The sequence below is a fragment of the Modicisalibacter tunisiensis genome (genome assembly GCF_020148005.1).
Taxonomy (GTDB): domain Bacteria; phylum Pseudomonadota; class Gammaproteobacteria; order Pseudomonadales; family Halomonadaceae; genus Modicisalibacter; species Modicisalibacter tunisiensis.
In genome coordinates this window covers 714607-735862 of the sequence record NZ_JAGXFD010000001.1, presented here as the reverse complement: position 1 = coordinate 735862, position 21256 = coordinate 714607, and the positions used below count along the sequence as shown (strand labels likewise).

Annotated in this window: 21 protein-coding genes; 13 read left to right on the top strand and 8 right to left on the bottom strand. The window is 68.5% G+C overall.

Going from position 1 to position 21256, the window contains the following annotated elements; translation table 11 throughout:
• The first annotated feature begins 115 nt into the window (after positions 1–115).
• Positions 116–637 carry a hypothetical protein gene (locus tag KGQ91_RS03430; RefSeq protein ID WP_224416275.1) on the top strand — a complete coding sequence of 174 codons (522 nt, stop codon included), beginning with the start codon at positions 116–118 and terminating at the stop codon, positions 635–637.
• 54 nt (positions 638–691) lie between these two features.
• On the opposite strand, the gene KGQ91_RS03425 is transcribed toward KGQ91_RS03430, so the two are convergent.
• Positions 692–1444, bottom strand: coding sequence for a BamJ family beta-barrel-assembly machinery protein (locus KGQ91_RS03425; RefSeq protein ID WP_224416276.1), 753 nt, complete (start codon positions 1442–1444; stop codon positions 692–694).
• A gap of 190 nt (positions 1445–1634) precedes the next feature.
• Between KGQ91_RS03425 and dctP the strand changes: the two genes are divergently transcribed.
• On the top strand, positions 1635–2663 hold the full coding sequence (gene dctP / locus KGQ91_RS03420; RefSeq protein WP_224420262.1) for a TRAP transporter substrate-binding protein DctP: 1029 nt from the start codon (positions 1635–1637) through the stop codon (positions 2661–2663).
• Between the two features lie 353 nt (positions 2664–3016).
• On the opposite strand, the gene KGQ91_RS03415 is transcribed toward dctP, so the two are convergent.
• The 3 genes from KGQ91_RS03415 to KGQ91_RS03405 all read right to left on the bottom strand — a co-directional run bounded on the left by KGQ91_RS03415 (position 3017) and on the right by KGQ91_RS03405 (position 5650).
• Positions 3017–4300, bottom strand: a complete 1284-nt coding sequence (locus tag KGQ91_RS03415) for a TRAP transporter large permease (protein WP_224420261.1) — start codon at positions 4298–4300, stop codon at positions 3017–3019.
• Positions 4301–4333: 33 nt separating this feature from the next.
• Positions 4334–4960: a TRAP transporter small permease gene (locus tag KGQ91_RS03410; protein ID WP_224420260.1), complete on the bottom strand. Its 627-nt coding sequence runs from the start codon at positions 4958–4960 to the stop codon at positions 4334–4336.
• A 138-nt stretch (positions 4961–5098) separates the two neighbouring features.
• Positions 5099–5650, bottom strand: coding sequence for a TIGR02444 family protein (locus KGQ91_RS03405; RefSeq protein WP_224420259.1), 552 nt, complete (start codon positions 5648–5650; stop codon positions 5099–5101).
• A 48-nt stretch (positions 5651–5698) separates the two neighbouring features.
• On the opposite strand from KGQ91_RS03405, the gene KGQ91_RS03400 reads away from it, so the two are divergent.
• Both KGQ91_RS03400 and bamE read left to right on the top strand, forming a co-directional pair.
• Positions 5699–7618 (top strand): ATP-binding cassette domain-containing protein, encoded by a 1920-nt coding sequence (locus tag KGQ91_RS03400; protein WP_224420258.1) that lies wholly within the window; start codon positions 5699–5701, stop codon positions 7616–7618.
• A gap of 2 nt (positions 7619–7620) precedes the next feature.
• Positions 7621–7896 (top strand): outer membrane protein assembly factor BamE domain-containing protein, encoded by a 276-nt coding sequence (gene bamE, locus KGQ91_RS03395; protein WP_224420257.1) that lies wholly within the window; start codon positions 7621–7623, stop codon positions 7894–7896.
• A gap of 25 nt (positions 7897–7921) precedes the next feature.
• Here the strand turns inward: bamE and KGQ91_RS03390 are convergent, their stop codons facing one another.
• The 4 genes from KGQ91_RS03390 to thiD all read right to left on the bottom strand — a co-directional run bounded on the left by KGQ91_RS03390 (position 7922) and on the right by thiD (position 11361).
• A complete protein-coding gene (locus KGQ91_RS03390) occupies positions 7922–8701 on the bottom strand; it encodes an SDR family oxidoreductase (RefSeq protein WP_224420256.1) in 780 nt (259 codons plus the stop codon).
• 17 nt (positions 8702–8718) lie between these two features.
• The gene (dtd, locus tag KGQ91_RS03385; RefSeq protein WP_224420255.1) at positions 8719–9156 is read right to left on the bottom strand and encodes a D-aminoacyl-tRNA deacylase; all 438 of its coding nucleotides are present in this window, start codon (positions 9154–9156) and stop codon (positions 8719–8721) included.
• A gap of 217 nt (positions 9157–9373) precedes the next feature.
• Positions 9374–10219, bottom strand: a complete 846-nt coding sequence (locus tag KGQ91_RS03380; RefSeq protein WP_224420254.1) for a universal stress protein — start codon at positions 10217–10219, stop codon at positions 9374–9376.
• 329 nt (positions 10220–10548) lie between these two features.
• Entirely contained in the window at positions 10549–11361 is an 813-nt protein-coding gene (gene thiD / locus KGQ91_RS03375) for a bifunctional hydroxymethylpyrimidine kinase/phosphomethylpyrimidine kinase (protein WP_224420253.1), read from the bottom strand.
• 63 nt (positions 11362–11424) lie between these two features.
• On the opposite strand from thiD, the gene KGQ91_RS03370 reads away from it, so the two are divergent.
• The 9 genes from KGQ91_RS03370 (at position 11425) to nuoI (ending at position 21245) form a co-directional block, all read left to right on the top strand.
• The gene (locus tag KGQ91_RS03370; RefSeq protein WP_163649652.1) at positions 11425–11856 is read left to right on the top strand and encodes a YqaA family protein; all 432 of its coding nucleotides are present in this window, start codon (positions 11425–11427) and stop codon (positions 11854–11856) included.
• Between the two features lie 203 nt (positions 11857–12059).
• Positions 12060–12467 carry an NADH-quinone oxidoreductase subunit A gene (ndhC, locus tag KGQ91_RS03365; RefSeq protein WP_224420252.1) on the top strand — a complete coding sequence of 136 codons (408 nt, stop codon included), beginning with the start codon at positions 12060–12062 and terminating at the stop codon, positions 12465–12467.
• Between the two features lie 87 nt (positions 12468–12554).
• Positions 12555–13235 (top strand): NuoB/complex I 20 kDa subunit family protein, encoded by a 681-nt coding sequence (locus KGQ91_RS03360; protein ID WP_224420251.1) that lies wholly within the window; start codon positions 12555–12557, stop codon positions 13233–13235.
• A 44-nt stretch (positions 13236–13279) separates the two neighbouring features.
• Positions 13280–15058, top strand: coding sequence for an NADH-quinone oxidoreductase subunit C/D (gene nuoC / locus KGQ91_RS03355; protein ID WP_224420250.1), 1779 nt, complete (start codon positions 13280–13282; stop codon positions 15056–15058).
• Positions 15059–15060: 2 nt separating this feature from the next.
• Positions 15061–15564 carry an NADH-quinone oxidoreductase subunit NuoE gene (nuoE, locus tag KGQ91_RS03350; protein WP_224420249.1) on the top strand — a complete coding sequence of 168 codons (504 nt, stop codon included), beginning with the start codon at positions 15061–15063 and terminating at the stop codon, positions 15562–15564.
• Positions 15561–16919: an NADH-quinone oxidoreductase subunit NuoF gene (gene nuoF, locus KGQ91_RS03345; RefSeq protein WP_224420248.1), complete on the top strand. Its 1359-nt coding sequence runs from the start codon at positions 15561–15563 to the stop codon at positions 16917–16919. The genes nuoE and nuoF overlap by 4 nt, the downstream gene beginning before the upstream one ends.
• A 45-nt stretch (positions 16920–16964) precedes the next feature.
• Positions 16965–19712, top strand: a complete 2748-nt coding sequence (gene nuoG / locus KGQ91_RS03340) for an NADH-quinone oxidoreductase subunit NuoG (RefSeq protein ID WP_224420247.1) — start codon at positions 16965–16967, stop codon at positions 19710–19712.
• Complete coding sequence (gene nuoH / locus KGQ91_RS03335; protein ID WP_163649659.1) at positions 19709–20689, top strand: NADH-quinone oxidoreductase subunit NuoH; 981 nt, start codon at positions 19709–19711, stop codon at positions 20687–20689. The genes nuoG and nuoH overlap by 4 nt, the downstream gene beginning before the upstream one ends.
• A gap of 16 nt (positions 20690–20705) precedes the next feature.
• Positions 20706–21245, top strand: a complete 540-nt coding sequence (nuoI, locus tag KGQ91_RS03330; protein WP_224416291.1) for an NADH-quinone oxidoreductase subunit NuoI — start codon at positions 20706–20708, stop codon at positions 21243–21245.
• Positions 21246–21256 lie beyond the last annotated feature (11 nt).

The window sequence follows — 21256 nt, the reverse complement described above, 5'->3', positions numbered from 1 at the left end:
CCTTGTCGCGTGCATGACGAGGGCGCTGCGACAACCTTACGCGCGTCACGCCCGAGTGCGAACTGGTAAGCTTACCCGGATTGTCCCGCCTGTCGATGAGGTCCGCCGCCCGATCATGCCCTATGCCGACGACGACAACGCTCGCTCGCCGTTTCTCAACCTGCTGATCATTGTCACGCTGGTGACCATGGTGGTGGCCGTCGGCTATCTGGCGCACTACTACCTGCGCGGCGGCAGCAACGATGTCGTCTGGTACCCGCCGGACGGGATCTGCCGGCTGCACCAGGGGCCCTGTCATGCCGGGCTCGGCGGTGACGTGCGGGTCACGCTCTCGCTGGGCAGCGCGGTCGTCCCCCTGCACCCGTTGCCGCTCGACGTGCATGTCGACGGCCTGAGCCCCGAGCGGGTCGTGGTGGCCTTCATCGGCCGCAACCGCAACATGGGGCTGCGCCGCTACGTGCTTCAGGACCGGGGCGACGGCGACTTTCACGGGGAAGGGGTGTTGAGCGTCAACAGCGTCGACGACGAGTCGGTCACGCGCTGGCGGGCGGAGGTGATCGTGACCACCCCGGAAGGGCGGCGAGGCAGCTGGTTCGACTTCGATGTGCGCCGGCCGGGGGCCGGCAACGGCGCCTGACGCGCCGCTGGCGCGAGGGCCCGGCCGCCCTCGGGCGGCCGGTGGTGCGGGGGATCAGTTCTTCGCGGTGTCGGTGGCCTGCTGGGTGGCCTTGGCGCCCGCGTCGGCCTTGGCGTCGTTGGGCTTCTTGGTGACGTCGAGCAGCTCGACCTTGAAGGTCAGCGCCTCGTTGGGGCCGATCGGGCCGCCGGTGCCGGCCGGTCCATAGGCCAGGTCGGAGGGCAGGTAGATCATCCAGGTATCGCCGACGTGCATCTTCTTCAGCGCTTCCTGCCAGCCGGGGATGACCTGGTCGACCTGGAACTCGACCGGCTCGCCGCGCTTGTAGGAGCTGTCGAAGACGGTGCCGTCGATCAGCTTGCCCTCGTAGTTGACCTTGACCTGGTCGTTGGCGTCGGGGCTGGCGCCGTCACCGGACTCGATGACCTTGTACTGCAGGCCGGAATCGGTGACCTTGACGCCGTCCTTCTTGGCGTTCTCGGCCAGGAACTTCTCGCCCTTGGCCTTGTTCTGCTTGGCGACCTTCTCCGCCTCGGCCTTGCGCTCGGCCATCTTCTGCTTCTGGAAGGTGGTGAGCGCTTCGGTCATCGCCTTCTTGCTCATCTGCAGGTCATTGCCGCCATAGACGTCCTGAATGGCCTGCGTGAAGCTGTCGATATCCAGGTTCTTGATGTCCTGGGACAGGCTCTGGCCGAGCGTCACGCCGATGCTGTAGCTGAGCTTTTCCTGGTCGCTCTGCGGGGCGGCGAGCGCCAGCGGAGCGGTCGACAGCAGTGTCAGAGCAACGGCGGTTAACCGTGTTTTCATGAAAACTCCTCGAATTGTGGATACGGCCAATGTTCTTGTCGGTTGGCGAGCGGAAACGGCGCCAAACGCCTATTGTGACTCTAACAGGGGCCCTCGTGTTCCGCATCCGGCATGCGCCATGTGGAATCTTGACATTGCAGGGCCTTTGCTCTTTTCTGGACTCACATCGACAACAAGGGGAACAAGCACAATGCAACTGCGCAATATCGTGATCGGTGTTACCGCCATGGGTCTGGTCGGGGTGGCCTCGTCGGCCTTTGCCGAGACCTGGCGCTTCGGCCTCGAGGAAACCGAAGGCAGCGTCCAGTACGGTTACGCCGAGGAATTCAAGAAGCTGATCGAGGAGAAGAGCGACGGCGACGTCACCGTGCAGCTGCTTCCCTACGGCACCTGGGGGTCGAACTATTCGGCGCTCTACGACGCCATCCAGAACGGCGCCATCCAGATCGGTTTCGGCTCCGGCTTCCTGGGCGGCACCGTGCCGGAAAGTCAGCTGATGAGCCTCAACTTCGTCATGCCGAACGACCAGCTCGAGACGGCGAAGATCCTCAACTCCGATGCCTTCCTGAAGAGCGATCCCTGGCAGCAGTCGTTCCGCAAGCGCGGGCTGGTTCCCCTGGGCGCGCTGCCCGAAGGCTATCAGGTGTGGACGGCCAACAAGGAAATCCGTACCCCCGAGGACATGAAGGGGCTGCAGATCCGCGTCATGGACAACAGCCTGCTGCGCGCCACCTACGAGGCCTACGGCGCCGCGCCGATCACCATCGCCTACGGCGAGCTCTACAGCGCCCTGCAGCAGGGCCAGGCGGAGGGCAACATCCAGCCGGTCTTCGCCCACGAGAACATGGGCTTCTACGAAGTGCAGGACTACATGATCTTCGCCGATCAGTCGCAGTTCGTGGCCAACCTGATCGGCAACCAGGACTGGTACGAGGGGCTGTCCGACGAGCAGCACAAGATGCTGGACTCGGTGCTCGGTGAAATGGTCCAGAAGGGGCATGACATCCAGACCCAGTTCAATTCCGAGCGCCTCGACACCATCAAGGAAAAGAGCGACATCAAGATCATTCACCTGAACGAGCAGGAGCGTGATGCCTTCCGCAAGCTGGCCAAGCCGGTGCGCCAGACCTACATCGACATGGTCGGCGAGCGTGGCAAGGAATCCCTGAACATTCTGCTCGACCAGATCGACAAGGCCGACAGCAAGAAGAGCCAGTAAGTCCGACGGCCGGGGTGGGGGCAACCAAGGCCTCCGCCTCGGCGCCGCCCCCCTGCTTATCGCTGTGATCGCCCGGGAGCCTGCGCTTCCGGGCGTTTTTGTGTGTCGGGCTGCTGAGCCACGAGCCACGGCACCCTACGGTACCATCGGCAATGCCCCTCCCCGAAAGCCCATCCAACCACACTTCTGTGGGAGCGAATTCATTCGCGACGAATCAGCCTCGAGTCTCCGCCATCGGGAATAAATTCCCTCCCACCAGGCCCTCCCGCTCGTGACCGGTAGCCCGCCGAGCAAGCCGGTGGCAATGAAAACGGCCCGGCGAGTAGCCGGGCCGGCGGGGCGGAACCGCAAGCTCAGTCGCCGCCCAGAGAGGGCAGCAGCAGCGAGATCTGCGGGAAGAGGATGAGCACGAAGGTCGCCACGACCAGGATGGCGATGAACGGCGGCGTGCCACGGACCACGTCCATGTAGGGGCGGCGGAACACGGCGATGGCCGTGAAGATGTCGCAGCCGAAGGGCGGCGTGGCCGAACCGATGGCCGCCTGCAGGGTGACGATGACGCCGACGTGCACCGGATCCAGGCCGGTGGACTGCACGAGCGGCTTGAAGATCGGCACCAGGATCAGGATGACCACGATCGGGTCGACGAACATGCAGCCGATGAAGAAGGACGCGGCGATCAGCAGCAGCGCCAGGAACTGACTGTCGCCGATGCCGTCGATCAGCGGGCCGAGGATCTTCTCCGGGACGCCGGCCGTGCCCAGGGTCTGGGAGAAGGCCGCGCCGATGGCCACCAGGATGAACACCACCGCGGTGATCATGCCGGTGGACAGGGCCAGGCCCCACAGGTCGCGGATCGATACCTGACGATAGATGATGACCTCGAGGATCAGCGCGTAGGCCACCGCCACCGCCGAGGCCTCGACGGCACTGAAGAAGCCGCCGTAGATGCCGCCGACCACCAGCACCGGGAAGCCCATGGGCAGGATCACGCGACGGATGGCGCGCAGGCGCTCGCTCCAGGAGGCCTTGGATTCCGCCTCGATGCCCTTGATGCGCGAGTAGATGTAGCAGTACAGGGCGAACATCGCCAGGATCAGCAGGCCCGGCAGGATGCCCGCCAGGAACAGGTCACCGATCGAGGTCTTCATCACCACGCCGTAGATGATGAAGCCGATGCTCGGCGGAATCAGCAGCGCGATGTCACTGGCGTTGATGATCAGCCCCAGCGTGAAGTCGTCGCTGTAGCCCTTGGCCAGCAGGCGCGGGCGCATCGGCCCGCCCATCGCCACCACCGTGGCCTGGGTGGAGCCGGACACCGCGCCGAACAGCGCGCAGGAGGCGGCGGTGGTGATGGGCAGGCCGCCGCGCACGTGGCGGGTGAAGACATCGACCACGTCCAGCAGCCGGTTGGCGGTATGGCCCTTGGTGAGGATATCGGCGGCGAAGATGAACATCGGCACCGCCGCCAGCACCCAGCTGCCGACGCCGTTGATCATCCAGCTCACGGCCTGGTCGGGGCCGAAGAACGTCATCCCGGTGAACATCATGTAGAGCGTGCCCGCGGCCAGGGGAACCATCATCGGGAATCCCAGCAGCAGCAGCACGAGCATGATCACGCCTAGCCAGATCAGCATGAAGAAAGTCCTCGTCTTGGTCTTGTTGAAACGTCAGGCGCCGCGTGATGCGTCGTCGTCGCCGGAGGTGTCGAGGTCGTCGGGCACCTCGGAATAGGCTTCCTTCTCGTTGAAGGAGCGGTAGATGTCCTGGCTGACGAGATTGCGGGCCACCGTCAGCAGGTACTGCACGCCCGCCAGGGTGAAGCCGACCGGCAGGGCGAGATAGATGATCCACAGCGGGATGTGCAGCGACGCGCTGGCGCGGCCGCGGCCATAGATGGTCATGACGTATTCGGCGGACTTGTAGGCGAAGTAGAACATCAGCACCGCGGTACCGAGGCAGATGATGATCAGCAGCCCCTTGCGCAGGTGGCCGCCGAGCTGGTCGTAGATCGCCGACATGCTGATGTGACGGGCATTGCGGGTCGCGTAGCCGACGCCGACGAAGGTGATGATGACGATCAGCATCTCGGTGACCTCATAGGTCCCGCTGATGCCCTGCTGGAACAGGAGGTTGCCGACGACGTGGGCGCTCATCAGCGCGGCCATGACGAGGATGCTGCCGGCCACGATGACGCGCTCGATGATGCCCAGTATGCGATCGAGCGTGTTCAGGGCGCGCAGCACGCCGTTGGGGCGCTTCGCGCGTTCGCCGGAGGAAGAAGAGGATTGGGTCATGTCGCAAGCTTTCCTTATTTTTACAGGGATTCGCTAGCCGAGGATGGCGAGCCCTCGTTTCGAGTTGTTACAGACAAGCGTAGCCCTGACCAGGCACCTCGCTCTACTTTCGAACTTACAGGCTTTGCAACGCCAGTGCTACTCGCCTCGAGGGGGAAGCACGGGCCTTGTGGCTGCGTGCTCCAGCGCCCGTGCCAGTGGCATCAGGAAGGATTCGGCACTGGTGGCCGGCGTTTCCAGATGGTGCTGGAAGATCGCGACGAGATCGCCGTCCTCGGCGCGGCGCGCACGCACGCCGTCGCCGCGTCGAGCGAGTGCCTGCAACGCATCAAGGGTGGCATGTTCGGCCTCGAGCTCCGCGCGCTTGAGGTATTCGCGCCATGCCTCGAGTGGCGAGCCCGGCCGGGCCAGGGGCTTGAGCGCCCGCCGCCGGGCGCGCAGGGGCCGGGTGTGGCGGGCCTGGAGTGCACGCACCGGCGCCAGGGCGCGGGGGGCATCGTCCGCCGCGGTCAGCCCGAGCCGATACAGCCAGGCGAGCCACAGCAGCTCGCAGACATCGGCGTCCAGGCTCTCCTGGGCGGCGAGGCAGGCGCCGGCGACGCCGGGGGCGCCGTAGCAGGTGCAGGCGAAACGCCAGAGAGCCCCGGGGGCGGCCAGGGCGGTGTCGGATTGGGTAGAATGGGCGGTCATGGTCGACGAGCGGCGCGGCCTTCAGCGACGAAACGATGGGAGACAGGCATGATCGCACTGCGTCAACTGGACCTGCAACGCGGTACGCAACCGCTCTTCGAGGCGGCCGAGCTGACCCTGTATCCGGGGCAGAAGGCGGGTATCGTCGGCGCCAACGGCACCGGCAAGTCGAGCCTGTTCAAGCTGCTGCTCGGCGAGCTCGGCCCCGACCGGGGCGAGGTCAGCCTGGCCGGCGGCCTGCGCATCGCACACATGGCGCAGGAGGTCGAGTCGCTGGAGCGCTCGATTCTCGACTACGTGCTCGACGGCGACCGCGAGCTGCGTGCCACCCAGGCGGCACTGGACACCGCCCGCGAGCGTGACGAGGCGCATCGCGAGGCCGAGCTGCACGGCCGGCTCGAGGCGCTCGACGGCTACAGCGCGCCGTCGCGGGCGGCGCGGCTGCTGGTCGGGCTGGGCTTCACCCAGGCCGATCTCGACCGGCCGTTGTCGGCGTTCTCCGGCGGCTGGCGGATGCGCGTCAACCTCGCCCAGACGCTGTTCCGGCCCTCCGACCTGCTGCTGCTCGACGAGCCCACCAACCACCTGGATCTCGACGCCCTGCTGTGGCTCGAGCAATGGCTGACCCGCTACCCGGGTACGCTGCTGCTGATCTCCCACGACCGCGACTTCCTCGACGCGGTGTGCGATCACATCGTGCACGTCGAGCAGCGCCGGCTGACGCTCTACAGCGGCAACTACACCACCTTCGAGCGCACCCGCGCCGAGAAGCTCGCCCAGCAGCAGGCCGAGGCCGCCAAGCAGCAGGCCCGTCGCGAGGAAATCGAGCGCTTCGTGGCGCGCTTTCGTGCCAAGGCCACCAAGGCCCGCCAGGCCCAGAGCCGCCTGAAGATGCTCGAGCGCATGGAAACCATCGCCGTGGCGCATGTCGACTCGCCGTTCCACTTCACCCTGCCGGCCGCCGACAAGACCTCGCACCCGCTGCTGGTGCTCGACGAGGCCCAGCTGGGTTACGCCGAGCCGCTGCTGCGCGACGTCAAGCTGACCCTGCTGCCGGGGCAGCGCATCGGCCTGCTGGGCCCCAACGGCGCCGGCAAGTCGACGCTGATCAAGTCGCTGACCGGCGCGCTGCCGCTGATCGCCGGCAAGCGCGTGCCCGGCGAGCACCTGGCGGTCGGCTACTTCGCCCAGCACCAGCTCGAGGGACTCGATCTCAAGGCCACGCCGTTTCTGCACGTGCAGCGGCTCTCGCCGACGGCCAGCGAGCAGGCGATCCGCAACTTCCTGGGCGGCTTCGGCTTTCGCGGCGACGACGTGTTCGGCGAGGTGGGGCGCTTCTCCGGCGGCGAGAAGGCGCGTCTGGCGCTGGCGCTGGTGGCCTGGCAGAAGCCCAACCTGCTGCTGCTCGACGAGCCCACCAACCACCTCGACCTGGAGATGCGCGAGGCGCTCACCGAGGCGCTGGCCGGCTTCGAGGGCACGGTGATCGTGGTCTCCCACGACCGCCACCTGCTGCGCGCCACGGTGGACGAGTTCTGGCGGGTCGCCGACGGCACGGTGGCGCCGTTCGACGGCGACCTCGACGACTACCGGGCCTGGCTCAAGTCGCGCCTCGAGGACGAGCGTCGCGAGAACCGGGCCGACAAGGCCGGCGACGGCGCCGTGGCGGATCGCAAGACGCAGCGTCGCGCGGCCGCGGCGCTGCGCGAGAAGCTGCGTCCGCTCAAGCGCGAGCGCGACCGGGTCGAGAAGCGCATGACCGAGGCCCAGTCGCGGCTGGCGACGCTCGAAGACGCCCTGGGCGATCCCGACATCTACACCGATGCCTCGCGCAAGGCGGAACTGACCGACCTGCTGGCCCGCCAGGGCGAGCTCAAGGGCGAGGTCGAGACGCTCGAGCAGGCCTGGCTCGAGGCCGAGGAGGCGCTCGAGGCGCTCGAGAGCGAACTGGCATCGGAAGGAGCCTGACGATGCGCCTTGCCAGGTTCTGGGCACGCTGGAGCGGGATCGGGGGGCTGATGCTGGTGCTGAGCGCCTGCGGCAACACCGCCCTGACCCTGGACAACTACGACCGGCTGGCCCCCGGGATGACCCGCGCCGAGGTCGAGGCGATACTCGGCGAGCCCGCCGGCTGCTCCGGCGCCGTCCTCTTCGACTACTGCCGCTGGGGCGACGAGCGTCGCTTCATCCAGGCCCAGTTCATCGACGGCAAGGCGCTGTCGTTCCAGTACAGGGGGCTCAAGTAGCCCGCGCCTCGCGGCGAGCGGGCGCTCACTCGGCGTAGATCATCCTGCGGGTCATGCCGCCGTCCACCGGCAGTTGCTGGCCGGTGATGAAGCCGGCTTCCTCGCTGGCCAGGAAGGCCACCGTGGCGGCGATGTCGGCGGGCTCGCCGACGCGCCCCGCCGGGTGCTGGTCGCGGTCGATGGCGCGGTGCTCGGGCGTCTCGCGGCGTGCGGCCTTCTGCCAGGGGCCGGTCTCGATCCAGCCGGGGCAGATCGCGTTGACGCGCACCTCGGGGCCGAGGCTCACCGCCAGGGCGTGGGTCATCGCCAGCAGGCCGCCCTTGGCGGCGGCGTAGGCCTCGCAGTCGGGTTCCGACTGCAGGGCCCGGGTCGAGGCGATGTTGACGATGCTGCCGTGGCGTGCGCGCAGGTCGGCGACCGCGGCACGGGTGCACAGGAAGGCGCCGGTCAGGTGGCTGTCCTGCCAGCGCCGCCAGTCGGCGAGCGACAGCGACTCGACAGGACCCGAGACCGGGTCGGCAATGCCGGCGTTGTTGACCAGCAGGTCGAGACCGGGCGGTTCGCCGGCGGCGGCCTGCCAGTCGCGCAGGCCGGCGAGGGCGGCATCCACCTCGGTTTCGCGGGCCACGTCGGCGCGCAGCGCCAGCAGCGCCGTCTCGGGATGGGCGCCGTCCAGCTCGGCCAGTGCCTCGGCGTCGCGATCCAGGGCGGCGACCCGCCAGCCGCGGGCCAGCAGGTCCTCGACGATGCCGCGGCCGATGCCCTGGGCGCCGCCGGTGATCAGGGCGAGACGGGGAGGGGTCATGGAGTGGGCTCCTCGGGTCAGGTCTCCAGCAGGAAGGTTACCGGGCCGTCGTTGACCAGCTCGACCTGCATGTTGGCGCCGAACTCGCCGCTGGCGACGCGCGGCCAGGCGGCCCGGGCACGGTCGAGCAGGTAGTGGAAGAGCCGGTCGCCCTCCTCGGGGGCGGCGGCGCTGGAGAAGCCGGGACGCAGCCCCTTGCGGGTGTCGGCGGCCAGGGTGAACTGCGACACCAGCAGCAGGCCGCCGTCGGCCTGCTGCAGGTTGTGGTTCATGCGCCCCGTAGCGTCGGCGAAGACCCGGTAGTGCAACAGCTTGTGCAGCAGCCGGTCGGCGCGCGCCTCGTCGTCGCCGCGTTCCACTCCGATCAGGGCGAGCAGGCCGTGGTCGATGGCGCCGATCGTGTGGCCGTCGACGCTGACACCGGCGTGGGTGACGCGCTGGATGAGTGCCCGCATGCGAGTGTCGTCCTGTGTGTCTGGGTCGGGGGTTACGCTGCCCCAGACGCCGCGCGGGCGCAAGGCTGGGCACTGTCTGAAAAGTCGACGAGCGAAGGTCAGACAAGGCAAAAATCAGCGAAAAGGCGGAGTTTACGGGGTGTAAATGAGCATTTTGAGCTGATTTTTCACGCAGTATGGCCGAGCGCAGACAGTGTTCAGACAGTGCCTAGGATTGCTACCAGGCACGGCACACCATCAGGTCGCAGTGCGGCTCGGCGAGCAGCTGCTCGGTCAGCGGGCTCTGGCGGCCCAGCCGGGACTGGCTGCTCAGCGCCAGCAGGTCGGGCGGCTGGCGCCGCAGGCGGCCCATCAGCACCTCGAGCGGCTCGCCCTGCTCGAGCACCAGCTCGAGCTCGGGAACGCCACCGACCTCGTTCATCAGCTGGTCGACCTCGCTCTCCAGGCGCTCGCGCAGCCGTGCGACCTCGTGCTCGCGCCAGCGGGCGTAGTCGCTGTGCGAGGCCAGCTCGCGCTCGCCGGGGATGCACCAGGCATGCAGCAGGGTCAGGCGGGCCTCCGGGAAGCGGGTGATGACCTCGCGCAGGGTGTGCCGGCAGGGCAGCGAGAAGTCCATGGGCACCAGGATGTCGTGCCATTCCTGATGGGCCGGATGGCTGATCGAGAACACCGGGCAGGGGGCGTTGCGCATCACCCGGGCCAGCGTGGTGCCCGCCACCAGGTCGGGCTGCCCGCGCTTGCGATGCGTGCCGAGCACGATCAGGTCGGCATGCCGCTCGTGGGCCTCGCGGACGATCTCCGCATAGGGGGTGCCGGCCACCGTCTGGATCAGGGTGTCCGGCGAGGGGAGGGCATAGTCCTCGCGCAGGTCGGTCAGGGTGCGCTCCATCTCGGCCACCACCGCGCTTTCCAGGTCATGTAGTGCCTGGCGGGGCAGGTGGGGGTCGAGGACATGCAGCACGTCGAGACGGGCGCCGGTTTCCCCGGCCAGGCGAATGGCCCGGGCGAAGCCGGCGCGATTTTCGGCGGACAGGTCGCAGGCGAAGAGCAGCGTCCGGGACATGGCGGTATCCTCCCGTGAAGTTGGCTCCGGCAGACCCGGCTGCCGAAGCGGACGTTACCCGTCACTGCAGCATGGTGCGCCCCGCCGACCCCCGCAAGTGCGGCGTGGTGGCAGGATACTCTCAGTCGGCCATGGGGCTAGGCGCCCGGGGACAGGTCGTAGTGGGGGTTTTTGGCCATGGCCGGAAAGTGTTCCTTTCCATTCCGGCATTTCCGCCATCCATGGCGGTCAGATGGCCAAAGTAGCGCCCAGGGAGGGGGGGCATAGCGCCCCGCGTAGACCTGTCGACGGGAAAGCCCGCGCAGCCGGGCTAGCCCGTATCGTTCCGTCTACCACCAGGCGTGGAAGTGATGGACCGGCCCGCGCCCCCGGCCGACGTCGAGGCGGTGGCTGTCGTGCAGTGCCTGGCTGAGCCACACCTTGGCGTGCTGCACGGCGCCGACGAGCGAATCGCCGCGGGCCAGGCGCGCGGTGATCGCCGACGACAGCGAGCAGCCGGTGCCGTGCAGGTTGTCGGTGGCGATGCGCTCGGCCTCGAGCCAGCTGGCGCCCTCGGGCGAGATCAGCAGGTCGGGGCAGCGCTCGCCGGCCAGATGGCCGCCCTTGAGCAGCACGTGGGGCGCGCCGAGCCGGCGCAGGGCGGGCTGCAGGGCTTCCATCGCCTCGGCCGAGGTCACCTCGGAGTCCCCCAGCAGCACCGCGGCCTCGGGCAGGTTGGGGGTGATGAGGTCGGCCAGGGGCACGATAATGTCACGCACCGCGCGGATGCCGGCGTCGTCGACCAGCAGGTCGCCGCTCTTGGCGACCATCACCGGGTCGAGCACGATCCAGCGCGGCCGGCGGCGCTCGAGGCGCTCGCGAATCGTCTCGGCAACCTCGCGACTGGCGACCATGCCGATCTTCACCGCGTCGATCGCCACGTCGTCGAGCAGGGTCTCGAGCTGGGCGGCGATGAAGTCGACCGGCACCGGATGCACGCCGGTGACGCCGCAGGTGTTCTGGGCGGTCAGCGCGGTGATCACGCTGGTACCGTAGGTGCCGTGGGCCGAGAAGGTCTTGAGATCGGCCTGGATGCCGGCGCCGCCCGACGGGTCGGAGCCGGCGATGGTCAGGACATTGGCAATGCGGGAGGCATCGGACATCGTCACGCGGATCCTCAACTGTGAACGGGGCTACAGCCTAGCCGATCCGGCGGCGGGGCGGCCATGCTGAGCCTGTTTCTCGTCGCCCTGGCCAGCGCCACGCTGCTGCCCGGCGGCTCGGAGGTCTGGCTGGCCCGCCAGTGGTGCCAGGGCGAGGCCGTGGGGCTGCTGTGGGCCGTGGCCACTCTCGGCAATACCCTGGGCAGCCTGGTCAACGTCGCCCTGGGGCGCTACGCCCGCCACCTGGCCGGACGCCGCTGGTTTCCGGTGTCGGCGCCGGCACTGGCGCGCGGCGAGCGCACCTACGCCCGGCTGGGGCGATTCAGCCTGCTGCTGGCCTGGCTGCCGGTGGTGGGCGATGCCCTGACCGTGGTCGCCGGGCTGCTGCGGCTGCCCTTCGGGCAGGCGACGCTGCTGATCCTGGCCGGCAAGGGGGCACGCTATGCCGTGGTGCTTTGGCTGGCGGAACACTGGCTGGGCGGGTATTGCCAGTGAGGCGGTCACGGCGCTACGCCTTTGCTGCACTGCGGAAACGATTCTCACTTCACCCCGGTACGCCAAAAGTACGGCTTGTTTCTGACATTTATCTAATGCTCTCCTATGCTTAACGCGTACTGGTTGGTCAGGCCGGCCCCGGCACTCACCCGTGTCGTGGCAGTGCGGCCCGCCGACCGTTCATGGTCCGGACGAGGGAGTGTATGAGCCAGGACGCCGCTTCGAGCATCGCGCAGCACTGGGCCGTGGCCCTGTTCGTCATTGCCGTCTTTGGTCTGTGCGTCTTCATGATGGGCGCCTCCAGCCTGCTGGGTGGTCGCAGCAAGGGGCGCAGCAAATCCCTGCCTTTCGAGTCCGGCATCATCGGTGCCGGCAGCGCTCGCCAGCGTTTTTCCGTCAAGTTCTACCTGGTCGCGATGCTGTTCGTGATCTTCGATATCGAAGCCGTGTTCCTGTTCGCCTGGGCCGTGTCGGTTCGCGAGGTGGGCTGGGCCGGCTTCGCCGGGGCGGCGGTGTTCATCGTCATCCTGCTGGCCGGCCTGGTCTACGACAGCCGTGTGGGGGCGCTGGAATGGGCGCCCAAGCGCAAGATGCGCGACCCCGGCTCCTGAGTGGCCGGCCGCTCCGGCCGGGAGGTTGCATGTCCCGGCCGTCCAACACGCAGTACGTAGTTGCACAACGTTCGCTGGAGGAAACGCATGCCCTACACCCTGACGCGTGCAGAAGACGCTGTGGCAGCGGACGCCCGCTACCCGCTCGGCGAGCGCAAGCGCCTCGAGGAAGACCCGATGAAGCAGCAGGTGCATCGCAACGTCTTCATGGGCAAGCTCGACGAGGTGCTCAACGCGACGGTCAACTGGGGACGCAAGAACTCCCTGTGGCCCTACAACTTCGGACTTTCCTGCTGCTACGTGGAGATGACCACGGCCTTTACGTCGCCCCATGACATCGCCCGCTTCGGCTCCGAGGTCATTCGCGCCTCCCCGCGCCAGGCCGACTTCATGGTCATCGCCGGCACCTGCTTCATCAAGATGGCCCCGGTGATCCAGCAGCTCTACGACCAGATGCTCGAGCCCAAGTGGGTGATCTCGATGGGCTCCTGCGCCAACTCGGGCGGCATGTACGATATCTACTCGGTGGTGCAGGGCGTCGACAAGTTCCTGCCGGTGGACGTCTACGTGCCGGGCTGCCCGCCGCGTCCCGAGGCCTTCCTTCAGGGGCTGCAGCTGCTGCAGGACTCGATCCAGGAGGAGCGCCGCCCGCTGTCCTGGGTGGTCGGCGATCAGGGCGTCTACCGCGCCGAGATGCCCTCGCAGCGCGAGAAGCACCACGACCGGCGCATCCAGGCCACCGAGCTGCGCACGCCCGACAGCATCTGACAGGTGATCGTTTCTTCTTCCGCCGCAGGAGTTTGCCGACGCTCATGAGCGCTGACACACCGACCCCCGATCACGCGGCCGCCGCCGACGACCCGGTCGTCGGCGCGCTCCGCCAGCGCCTCGGCGACCACGCCGTTCTCGAGCAGGCCACGCTCACCGGCATGCCGGTGGTGTGGATTCCCCGCGAGTCGCTCAGCGAGGTGCTCAAGTTCCTGCGCGACATGCCCGAGCCGTTCGAGATGCTCTACGACCTGTCGGCGACCGACGAGCGACTGCGGGCCAACCGCCGTGGCCTGCCGGCATCGGACTTCACGGTCTTCTATCACCTGATGTCGATCGCGCGGAACCGCGACGTGATGCTCAAGGTGGCGCTCGCCGAGAGCGACCTGAAGATCCCCAGCGTGGTCTCGCTCTACCCCAACGCCAACTGGTACGAGCGCGAGGTGTGGGACATGTTCGGCATCGATTTCGCCGGGCATCCGCACCTCACGCGGCTGCTCATGCCGCCGACCTGGAACGGTCACCCGCTGCGCAAGGACCACGGCGCCCGGGCCACCGAGTTCGACCCCTACACGCTCACCGTCGAGGGCCAGGACGTCGAGCAGAAGGCGCTGCAGTTCAAGCCCGAGGAGTGGGGCATGCGCCGCGAGAACGAGGACACCGAGTTCATGTTCCTCAACCTCGGGCCCAACCACCCCTCGGCGCACGGGGCGTTTCGCCTCGTGCTGCAGCTCGACGGCGAGGAGATCGTCGACTGCGTGCCGGACATCGGCTACCACCACCGCGGTGCCGAGAAGATGGCCGAGCGCCAGTCCTGGCACAGCTTCATCCCCTACACCGACCGCATCGACTACACCGGCGGGGTGATGAACAACCTGCCCTACATCCTCGCCGTGGAGAAGCTCGCCGGCATCGAGGTGCCCGAGCGCGCCAAGACCATTCGAGTGATGATGGCCGAGATGTTCCGCATCACCAGCCACCTGCTGTTCCTGGGCACCTACCTGCAGGACCTGGGGGCGATGACCCCGGTGTTCTTCACCTTCACCGACCGCCAGAAGGCCTACGAGGTGATCGAGGCGATCACCGGCTTCCGCATGCACCCGGCGTGGTACCGCATCGGCGGCACGGCGATGGACCTGCCCAGGGGCTGGGATACCCTGGTCCAGGGCTTTCTCGACTGGATGCCCAGGCGGCTCGTCGAGTACGAGCGGGCGATGATGGAGAACGCCATCGTCCGCGAGCGCACCCGGCACATCGCCGCCTACACCACCCGCGAGGCGCTGGCCTGGGGCGTCACCGGGCCCAACCTGCGCGCCACCGGCTGCGACTTCGACCTGCGCAAGAAGCGCCCCTACGGCGGCTACGAGAACTTCGACTTCGAGGTGCCGCTGGGCAGCAACGGCGACGTCTTCGACCGCGGCCAGATCCGCATCGAGGAGATGCGCCAGAGCCTGCGGATCATCCAGCAGTGCGTCGACCACATGCCCGCCGGCGATTACAAGGCCGACCATCCGCTGACCACGCCGCCGCCGCGCGAGAAGATGCTGCAGCACATCGAGACGCTGATCACCCACTTCCTGCAGGTCTCCTGGGGGCCGGTGCTCAAGCCCAACGAGTCGCTGCAGATGATCGAGGCGACCAAGGGCATCAACAGCTACTACCTGACCAGTGACGGCAACACCATGAGCTATCGCACGCGCATTCGCACGCCGAGCTTCCCGCACCTGCAGCAGATCCCGGCGGTAATGCGCGGCGGCTTCGTGCCCGACCTGATCGCCCACCTGGGGAGTATCGACTTCGTCATGGCCGACGTGGATCGCTGAACATGAACGACACCGCACGCACCATCGCCAGCGACGGCTTCGTCATCGAGCCCGAGGACCGCCGCGCCATCGAACACGAACGCGACCACTACGAGCAGCCCCAGGCGGCCTGCATCGAGGCGCTCAAGATCGTCCAGCGCCGCCATGGCTGGGTACCCGACGCGGCGATCCCGGCGATCGCCGAGGTGCTCGGCGTGGGGCCCGCCGATGTCGAGGGCGTGGCGACCTTCTACAGCCTGATCTTCCGCCAGCCGGTGGGGCGCCACGTGATCCTGGTCTGCGACAGCAGCTCCTGCTTTCTCAACGATTACGAGGAGCTGCGCGACGCGCTGTCGGCCGAGCTCGGCATCGGCTTCGGCCAGACCACCGCCGACGGCCGCTTCACGCTGCTGCCGGTGTGCTGTCTGGGGGCCTGCGATCGCGGCCCGGCGCTGATGATCGACGACTGCACCTACGGCCCCGTCGCCCCCGGCGACGTGGCCGACCTGCTGGAGGGCTTCGCATGAGCGTGACGCGCTATCACAGCCAGCTTCGCCAGAGCGCCGCCGAGCGCCGCGCCGAGACGCACCCGCTGACCTGGCGGCTGCGTGACGACGGCGCCCGGATCGGGCTCGACGAGTACGTCGACAAGGACGGCTATGCCGCGGTGCGCGAGGTGCTCAACCGGCAGTCCCCGGACGACGTGATCGCCACCATGAAGGAGGCCAACGTGCGCGGGCGCGGCGGCGCCGGCTTCTCGGCGGGCATGAAGTGGAGCCTGACCATGAAGGGGCCGGGTATCCCGCGCGGCTACCTGGTGTGCAACGCCGACGAAATGGAGCCCGGCACCTTCAAGGACCGCCTGCTGCTCGAGCAGCAGCCGCACCTGCTGATCGAGGGCATGATCCTCGGCGCCTACGCCAACCACTCCCGTTACGGCTACATCTTCCTGCGCGGCGAGTATGTCGAGGCCGCCCGCGCCGTGCAGCAGGCCCTCGACGAGGCCCGCGGCGCCGGCTGGCTGGGCGACGACATCGCCGGCAGCGGCTTCGACTTCGACATCGCCCTGCATACCGGCGCCGGGCGCTACATCTGCGGCGAGGAGACCGCGCTGATCAGCTCGCTGGAGGGCAAGCGCGCCAACCCCCGCGCCAAGCCGCCGTTTCCCGGCCAGTCCGGCGCCTGGGGCAAGCCGACCGTGGTCAACAACGTCGAGACGTTCTGCAATGCCCCGGCGGTGATGGCCCACGGCGCCAAGTGGTACCAGGATCTGTCCGGCGAGCTGAGCAACGACGGCGGCACCAAGCTGTTCGGTGTCTCGGGCAAGGTCGAGCGCACCGGGCTGTGGGAGCTGCCGATCGGCACCCCGGGGCGCGAGCTGCTCGAGCGCGCCGGCGGCCTGCGCGACGGCAAGGCGCTGAAGACCTGGCTGCCCGGCGGCGGGAGTACCGGTTTCCTGCTGCCCGAGCATCTCGATTCGGCACTCGACTTCGACACCATCGGCAAGCTGGGCAGCCGCCTGGGCACCGGACTGCTGACCGTGGTCAACGAGGACCAGAGCGTGCTGTCGCTGGTGCGCAACCTGGAGCAGTTCTTTGCCCGCGAGTCCTGTGGCTGGTGCACCCCCTGCCGCGACGGCCTGCCGTGGACGGTGAAGCTCCTCCAGGCGCTGGAGCGCGGCGAGGGCGAGCGCGGCGATGTCGAGCTGCTCGACAAGCTGGCCGACGACCTGGGGCCGGGCAAGACCTTCTGCGCCCACGCCCCGGGGGCGGCGATGCCGCTGGCGTCGGCGCTCCAGTACTTCCGCGACGAGTTCGAGCGCGGCGTGACGCATCCGCCGCGTACCGCGCACGCCGACCCCATCCCGGTGGGCCAGATATGAGGCGTTACCGGCATCGATCCATTCACTGCGAGGCGAGGTAAGGGCATGGCGACGATTCACGTGGACGGGCAGCGCTACGACGTGGACGGGGCGGACAACCTGCTGGACGCCTGCCTGTCGCTGGGCCTCGACGTGCCCTACTTCTGCTGGCACCCGGCGATGGGCAGCGTCGGCGCCTGCCGCCAGTGCGCGGTCAAGCAGTTCAAGGATGAAGACGACACCCGGGGCAAGCTGGTGATGTCGTGCATGACGCCGGCGTCCGACGGTTCCTGGATCTCGATCGACGATGACGAGGCCCGTGAGTTCCGCGCCAGCGTCGTCGAGTGGCTGATGATCAACCACCCCCACGACTGCCCGGTCTGCGAGGAGGGCGGCCACTGCCACCTGCAGGACATGACGGTGATGACCGGTCACGACCGGCGGCGCTACCGCTTCCGCAAGCGCACCCACCGCAACCAGTACCTGGGGCCGTTCATCGCCCACGAGATGAACCGCTGCATCACCTGCTACCGTTGCGTGCGCTTCTACCGGGACTACGCCGGGGGCACCGACCTGGGCGCCTTCGGCGCCAACGACAACATCTACTTCGGCCGCCATCAGGAGGGCGTGCTGGAAAGCCCCTTCGCCGGCAACCTGACCGAGGTCTGCCCGACCGGGGTGTTCACCGACCAGACCCACTCCGAGCGCTACACCCGCAAGTGGGACCTGCAGTTTGCGCCGAGCCTCTGCCATCAGTGCGCGGTGGGCTGCAACATCAGCCCCGGCGAGCGCTACGGCGACATCCGGCGCATCGAGAACCGCTACCACGGCGAGGTCAATCGCTATTTCCTCTGCGACCGCGGGCGCTTCGGCTACGGCTACGTCAACCGCGACGACCGGCCGCGCCTGCCGGAATGGCGCAGCGACCGGGGCGACGAGCGCGTCACCCTGGAAGTGGATGCCGCCCTGGACCGGGGGGCCGACCGCCTGCGCAGCGCCCGCCGGGTGATCGGCATCGGCTCGCCGCGCGCCAGCCTGGAGAGCAACCACCAGCTGCGTGCTCTGGTCGGCGAGGGCAATTTCTCGACCGGCATCGCCGCCGCCGAGCAGCGCCTGCTGGCGCGCATGCAGACGCTCAACCGTGAATGCGGCCTGCCCACGCCGACGCTGCGTGACGTCGAGCATCACGATGCGGTGCTGATTCTCGGCGAGGACCTGATCGCCAGCGCCGCCCGGGTCGCCCTGGCCGTGCGCCAGGCCGCCCAGGCACGGCGCGAGGCGCTGGCCGCCGAGCGCGGCATCCCCGCCTGGAACGACGCCGCGGTGCGCACCCTGGGCCAGGACCGCTACCATCCGGTGTTCATCGCCTACCCGACTCCCACCGAGCTGGACGACATCGCCGAGGCCGGCTGGACGCTGGCGCCGGACGACATCGCCCGGCTGGGCTTCGCCGTGGCCCACGAGATCGACCCCGGCGCGCCGGCGGTCGACCACCTCGACGCCGCCACCCGCGAGGCGGCCCGCGACATCGCCGCACGCCTGCTGGCCGCCGAGCGGCCGCTGGTGATCAGCGGCGGCTCGCTGGGTTCGGAAGCCATCGTCGAGGCCGCCGGCAACGTGGCCCGCGCCCTGGCCCGCCGGGCGCGTCGGGGCAGCCTGATGCTGGTACGCCGCGAGGCCAACAGCACCGGGCTGACGCTGATGGGCGGCGCACCGCTGGAATGGGCGCTCGACGAGCTCGAGAGCCGGCGCGCCGACGCCGTGGTGGTCCTGGAGAACGACCTCTATCAGCGCCTGCCGGGCGCCCGCATCGAGTCGGCGCTGGAGGCCGCGGAGACCGTGGTGGTGCTCGATCATCAGCGCACCGCCACCTGGGAGCGGGCCCACCTGGGCCTGCCGGCGGCGGCCTTCACCGAGGCCGACGGCACCCTGGTCAGCCTCGAGGGGCGCGCCCAGCGCTTCTTCCAGGTCTTCGACCCGGCCTATATGCGCCCCGAGACACGCATCCGCGAGAGCTGGCGCTGGCTGCACGTGCTGCGGGCCGACGTGCTGCGCCATGACGTCGGCGACATCGCCCTGGATGCGGTGACCCTTGACTGCGCCCGCCACTACCCGGATCTGGCCGCCATCGTCGATGCCGCGCCGGGGGCCGACTACCGGGTCCGCGGGCTCAAGCTGGCCCGCGAGCCGCAGCGCTACAGCGGGCGCACCGCCATGCGCGCCCACATCAGCGTCAGCGAGCCGCGCGCCCCCCAGGACCCGGATTCGGCCTTCACCTTCTCGATGGAGGGCTACAACGGCTTCGACCGGCCCCGCGAGGAGGTCGCCTTCGCCTGGGCGCCGGGCTGGAACTCGCCCCAGGCCTGGAACAAGTTCACTGACGAGGTCGGCGGCCATCTGCGCGCCGGCGATCCGGGCGTGCGCCTGCTGGCGCCCCGGCCCGGCGGCTACCGCTACACCGACGTCATCCCCGCCGCCCACCGCGCCGCAGGCGATGCGTGGCAGGTAGTGCGGCTGCCGCGGCTGTTCGGCGGTGACGAGACCTCGGCCCGCGCCGCACCGATCCAGGCCCGGGCGGACGCACCGGTGGTCAGGCTCGCGGTCGATGACGCGGCCCGGCTGGGCGTGAGCGACGGCCAGCCGCTGCGTGTCGCGGGCGAGCACGGAGCACTCGTGCTGCCGGTGCGCTGCGAGGCGCGCTGGCCGGCCGGCACCATCGGGGTGCCGGCGGGGATCGGACCCTGGCCGGCCGGCGGTGAAGCGGTGAGTCTGGCCGTGGCCGCAACGCAAGCCAACGAGGAGGGGCGCGCATGAACTGGTTGTCGGAGCCCGTCGCCGCCAGCCTGATCGCCATGCTCCAGGCGCTGGTGATCCTGCTGGGCGCGGTACTGCTGGGGGCGGTGATGACGGTGGTCGAGCGCCGTCTGCTGGGGCTGTGGCAGGACCGCTACGGGCCCAACCGGGTGGGGCCCTTCGGCTCGCTGCAGCTGATCGCCGACATGATCAAGATCTTCTTCAAGGAAGACTGGATCCCGCCCTTCGCCGACCGCACGCTGTATGTGCTGGCCCCGGGCATCGCCATGGCCTCGCTGCTGCTGTCGTTCATGATCATTCCCATCACCCCGGGCTGGGGCGTGGCCGACTTCAACATCGGGCTGCTGTTCTTCCTCGCCCTGGCCGGCATCAACGTCTACGCGGTGCTGTTCGGCGGCTGGGCGAGCGGCAACAAGTACGCCCTGCTCGGCGCCATGCGCGCCTCGGCGCAGACGCTCTCCTACGAGGTATTCATGGGGCTGGCGCTGATGGGCGTGGTGGCCATGGCCGGCTCGTTCAACATGCGCGAGATCGTCAACGCCCAGGAGGGGCTGTGGTTCGTGGTGCCGCAGTTCTTCGGCTTCTGCACCTTCCTGATCGCCGGCATCGCGGTGACCCACCGCCATCCGTTCGACCAGCCCGAGGCCGAGCAGGAGCTCGCCGACGGCTACCATGTCGAGTACTCGAGCATGAAGTTCGGCATGTTCTTCATCGGCGAGTACGTGGGCATGGTGCTGGTCTCGGCGCTGATCGTCACGCTGTTCTTCGGCGGCTGGCACGGCCCCTGGCTGCCGCCGATCGTCTGGTTCTCCCTCAAGACGGCGGCCTTCCTGGTGCTGTTCGTGCTGCTGCGCGCCTCGTTGCCGCGACCGCGCTACGACCGGGTGATGAGCTTCGGCTGGAAGGTCTGCCTGCCGCTGACCCTGATCAATCTGCTGGTGACCGGGGCGGTGATCCTGATCGCCGACCCGCTGTGACCGAGGAGCGATGGCCATGCTGATGAACGTGATCAAAGGCACCGTTTCCCAACTGCGCACGCTGGGCATGGTCTTCATGCACAGCTTCCGCAAGCGGGAGACGCTCAATTACCCCGACGAGCCGGTGCCGCTGCCGCCGCGCTACCGGGGGCGCATCGTGCTGACCCGCGACCCGGACGGCGAGGAACGCTGCGTGGCCTGCAACCTGTGTGCGGTGGCCTGCCCGGTGGCCTGCATCTCGCTGCAGAAGGGCGAGCGCGAGGATGGCCGCTGGTATCCCGAATTCTTTCGCATCAACTTCTCGCGCTGCATCTTCTGCGGCATGTGCGAGGAAGCCTGTCCGACCTCGGCGATCCAGCTCACCCCGGACTTCGAGATGGGCGAGTACCGGCGCCAGGAGCTGGTCTACGAGAAGGACGATCTGCTGATCAACGGCCCCGGCAAGGACCATGACTATCACTTCTACAAGGTCGCGGGGCTGGCGATCGCCGGCAAGGACAAGGGCAAGGCGCGCAACGAGGCCGAGCCGATCGACGTCAAGACGCTGCTCCCCTGAACCGCACGCGA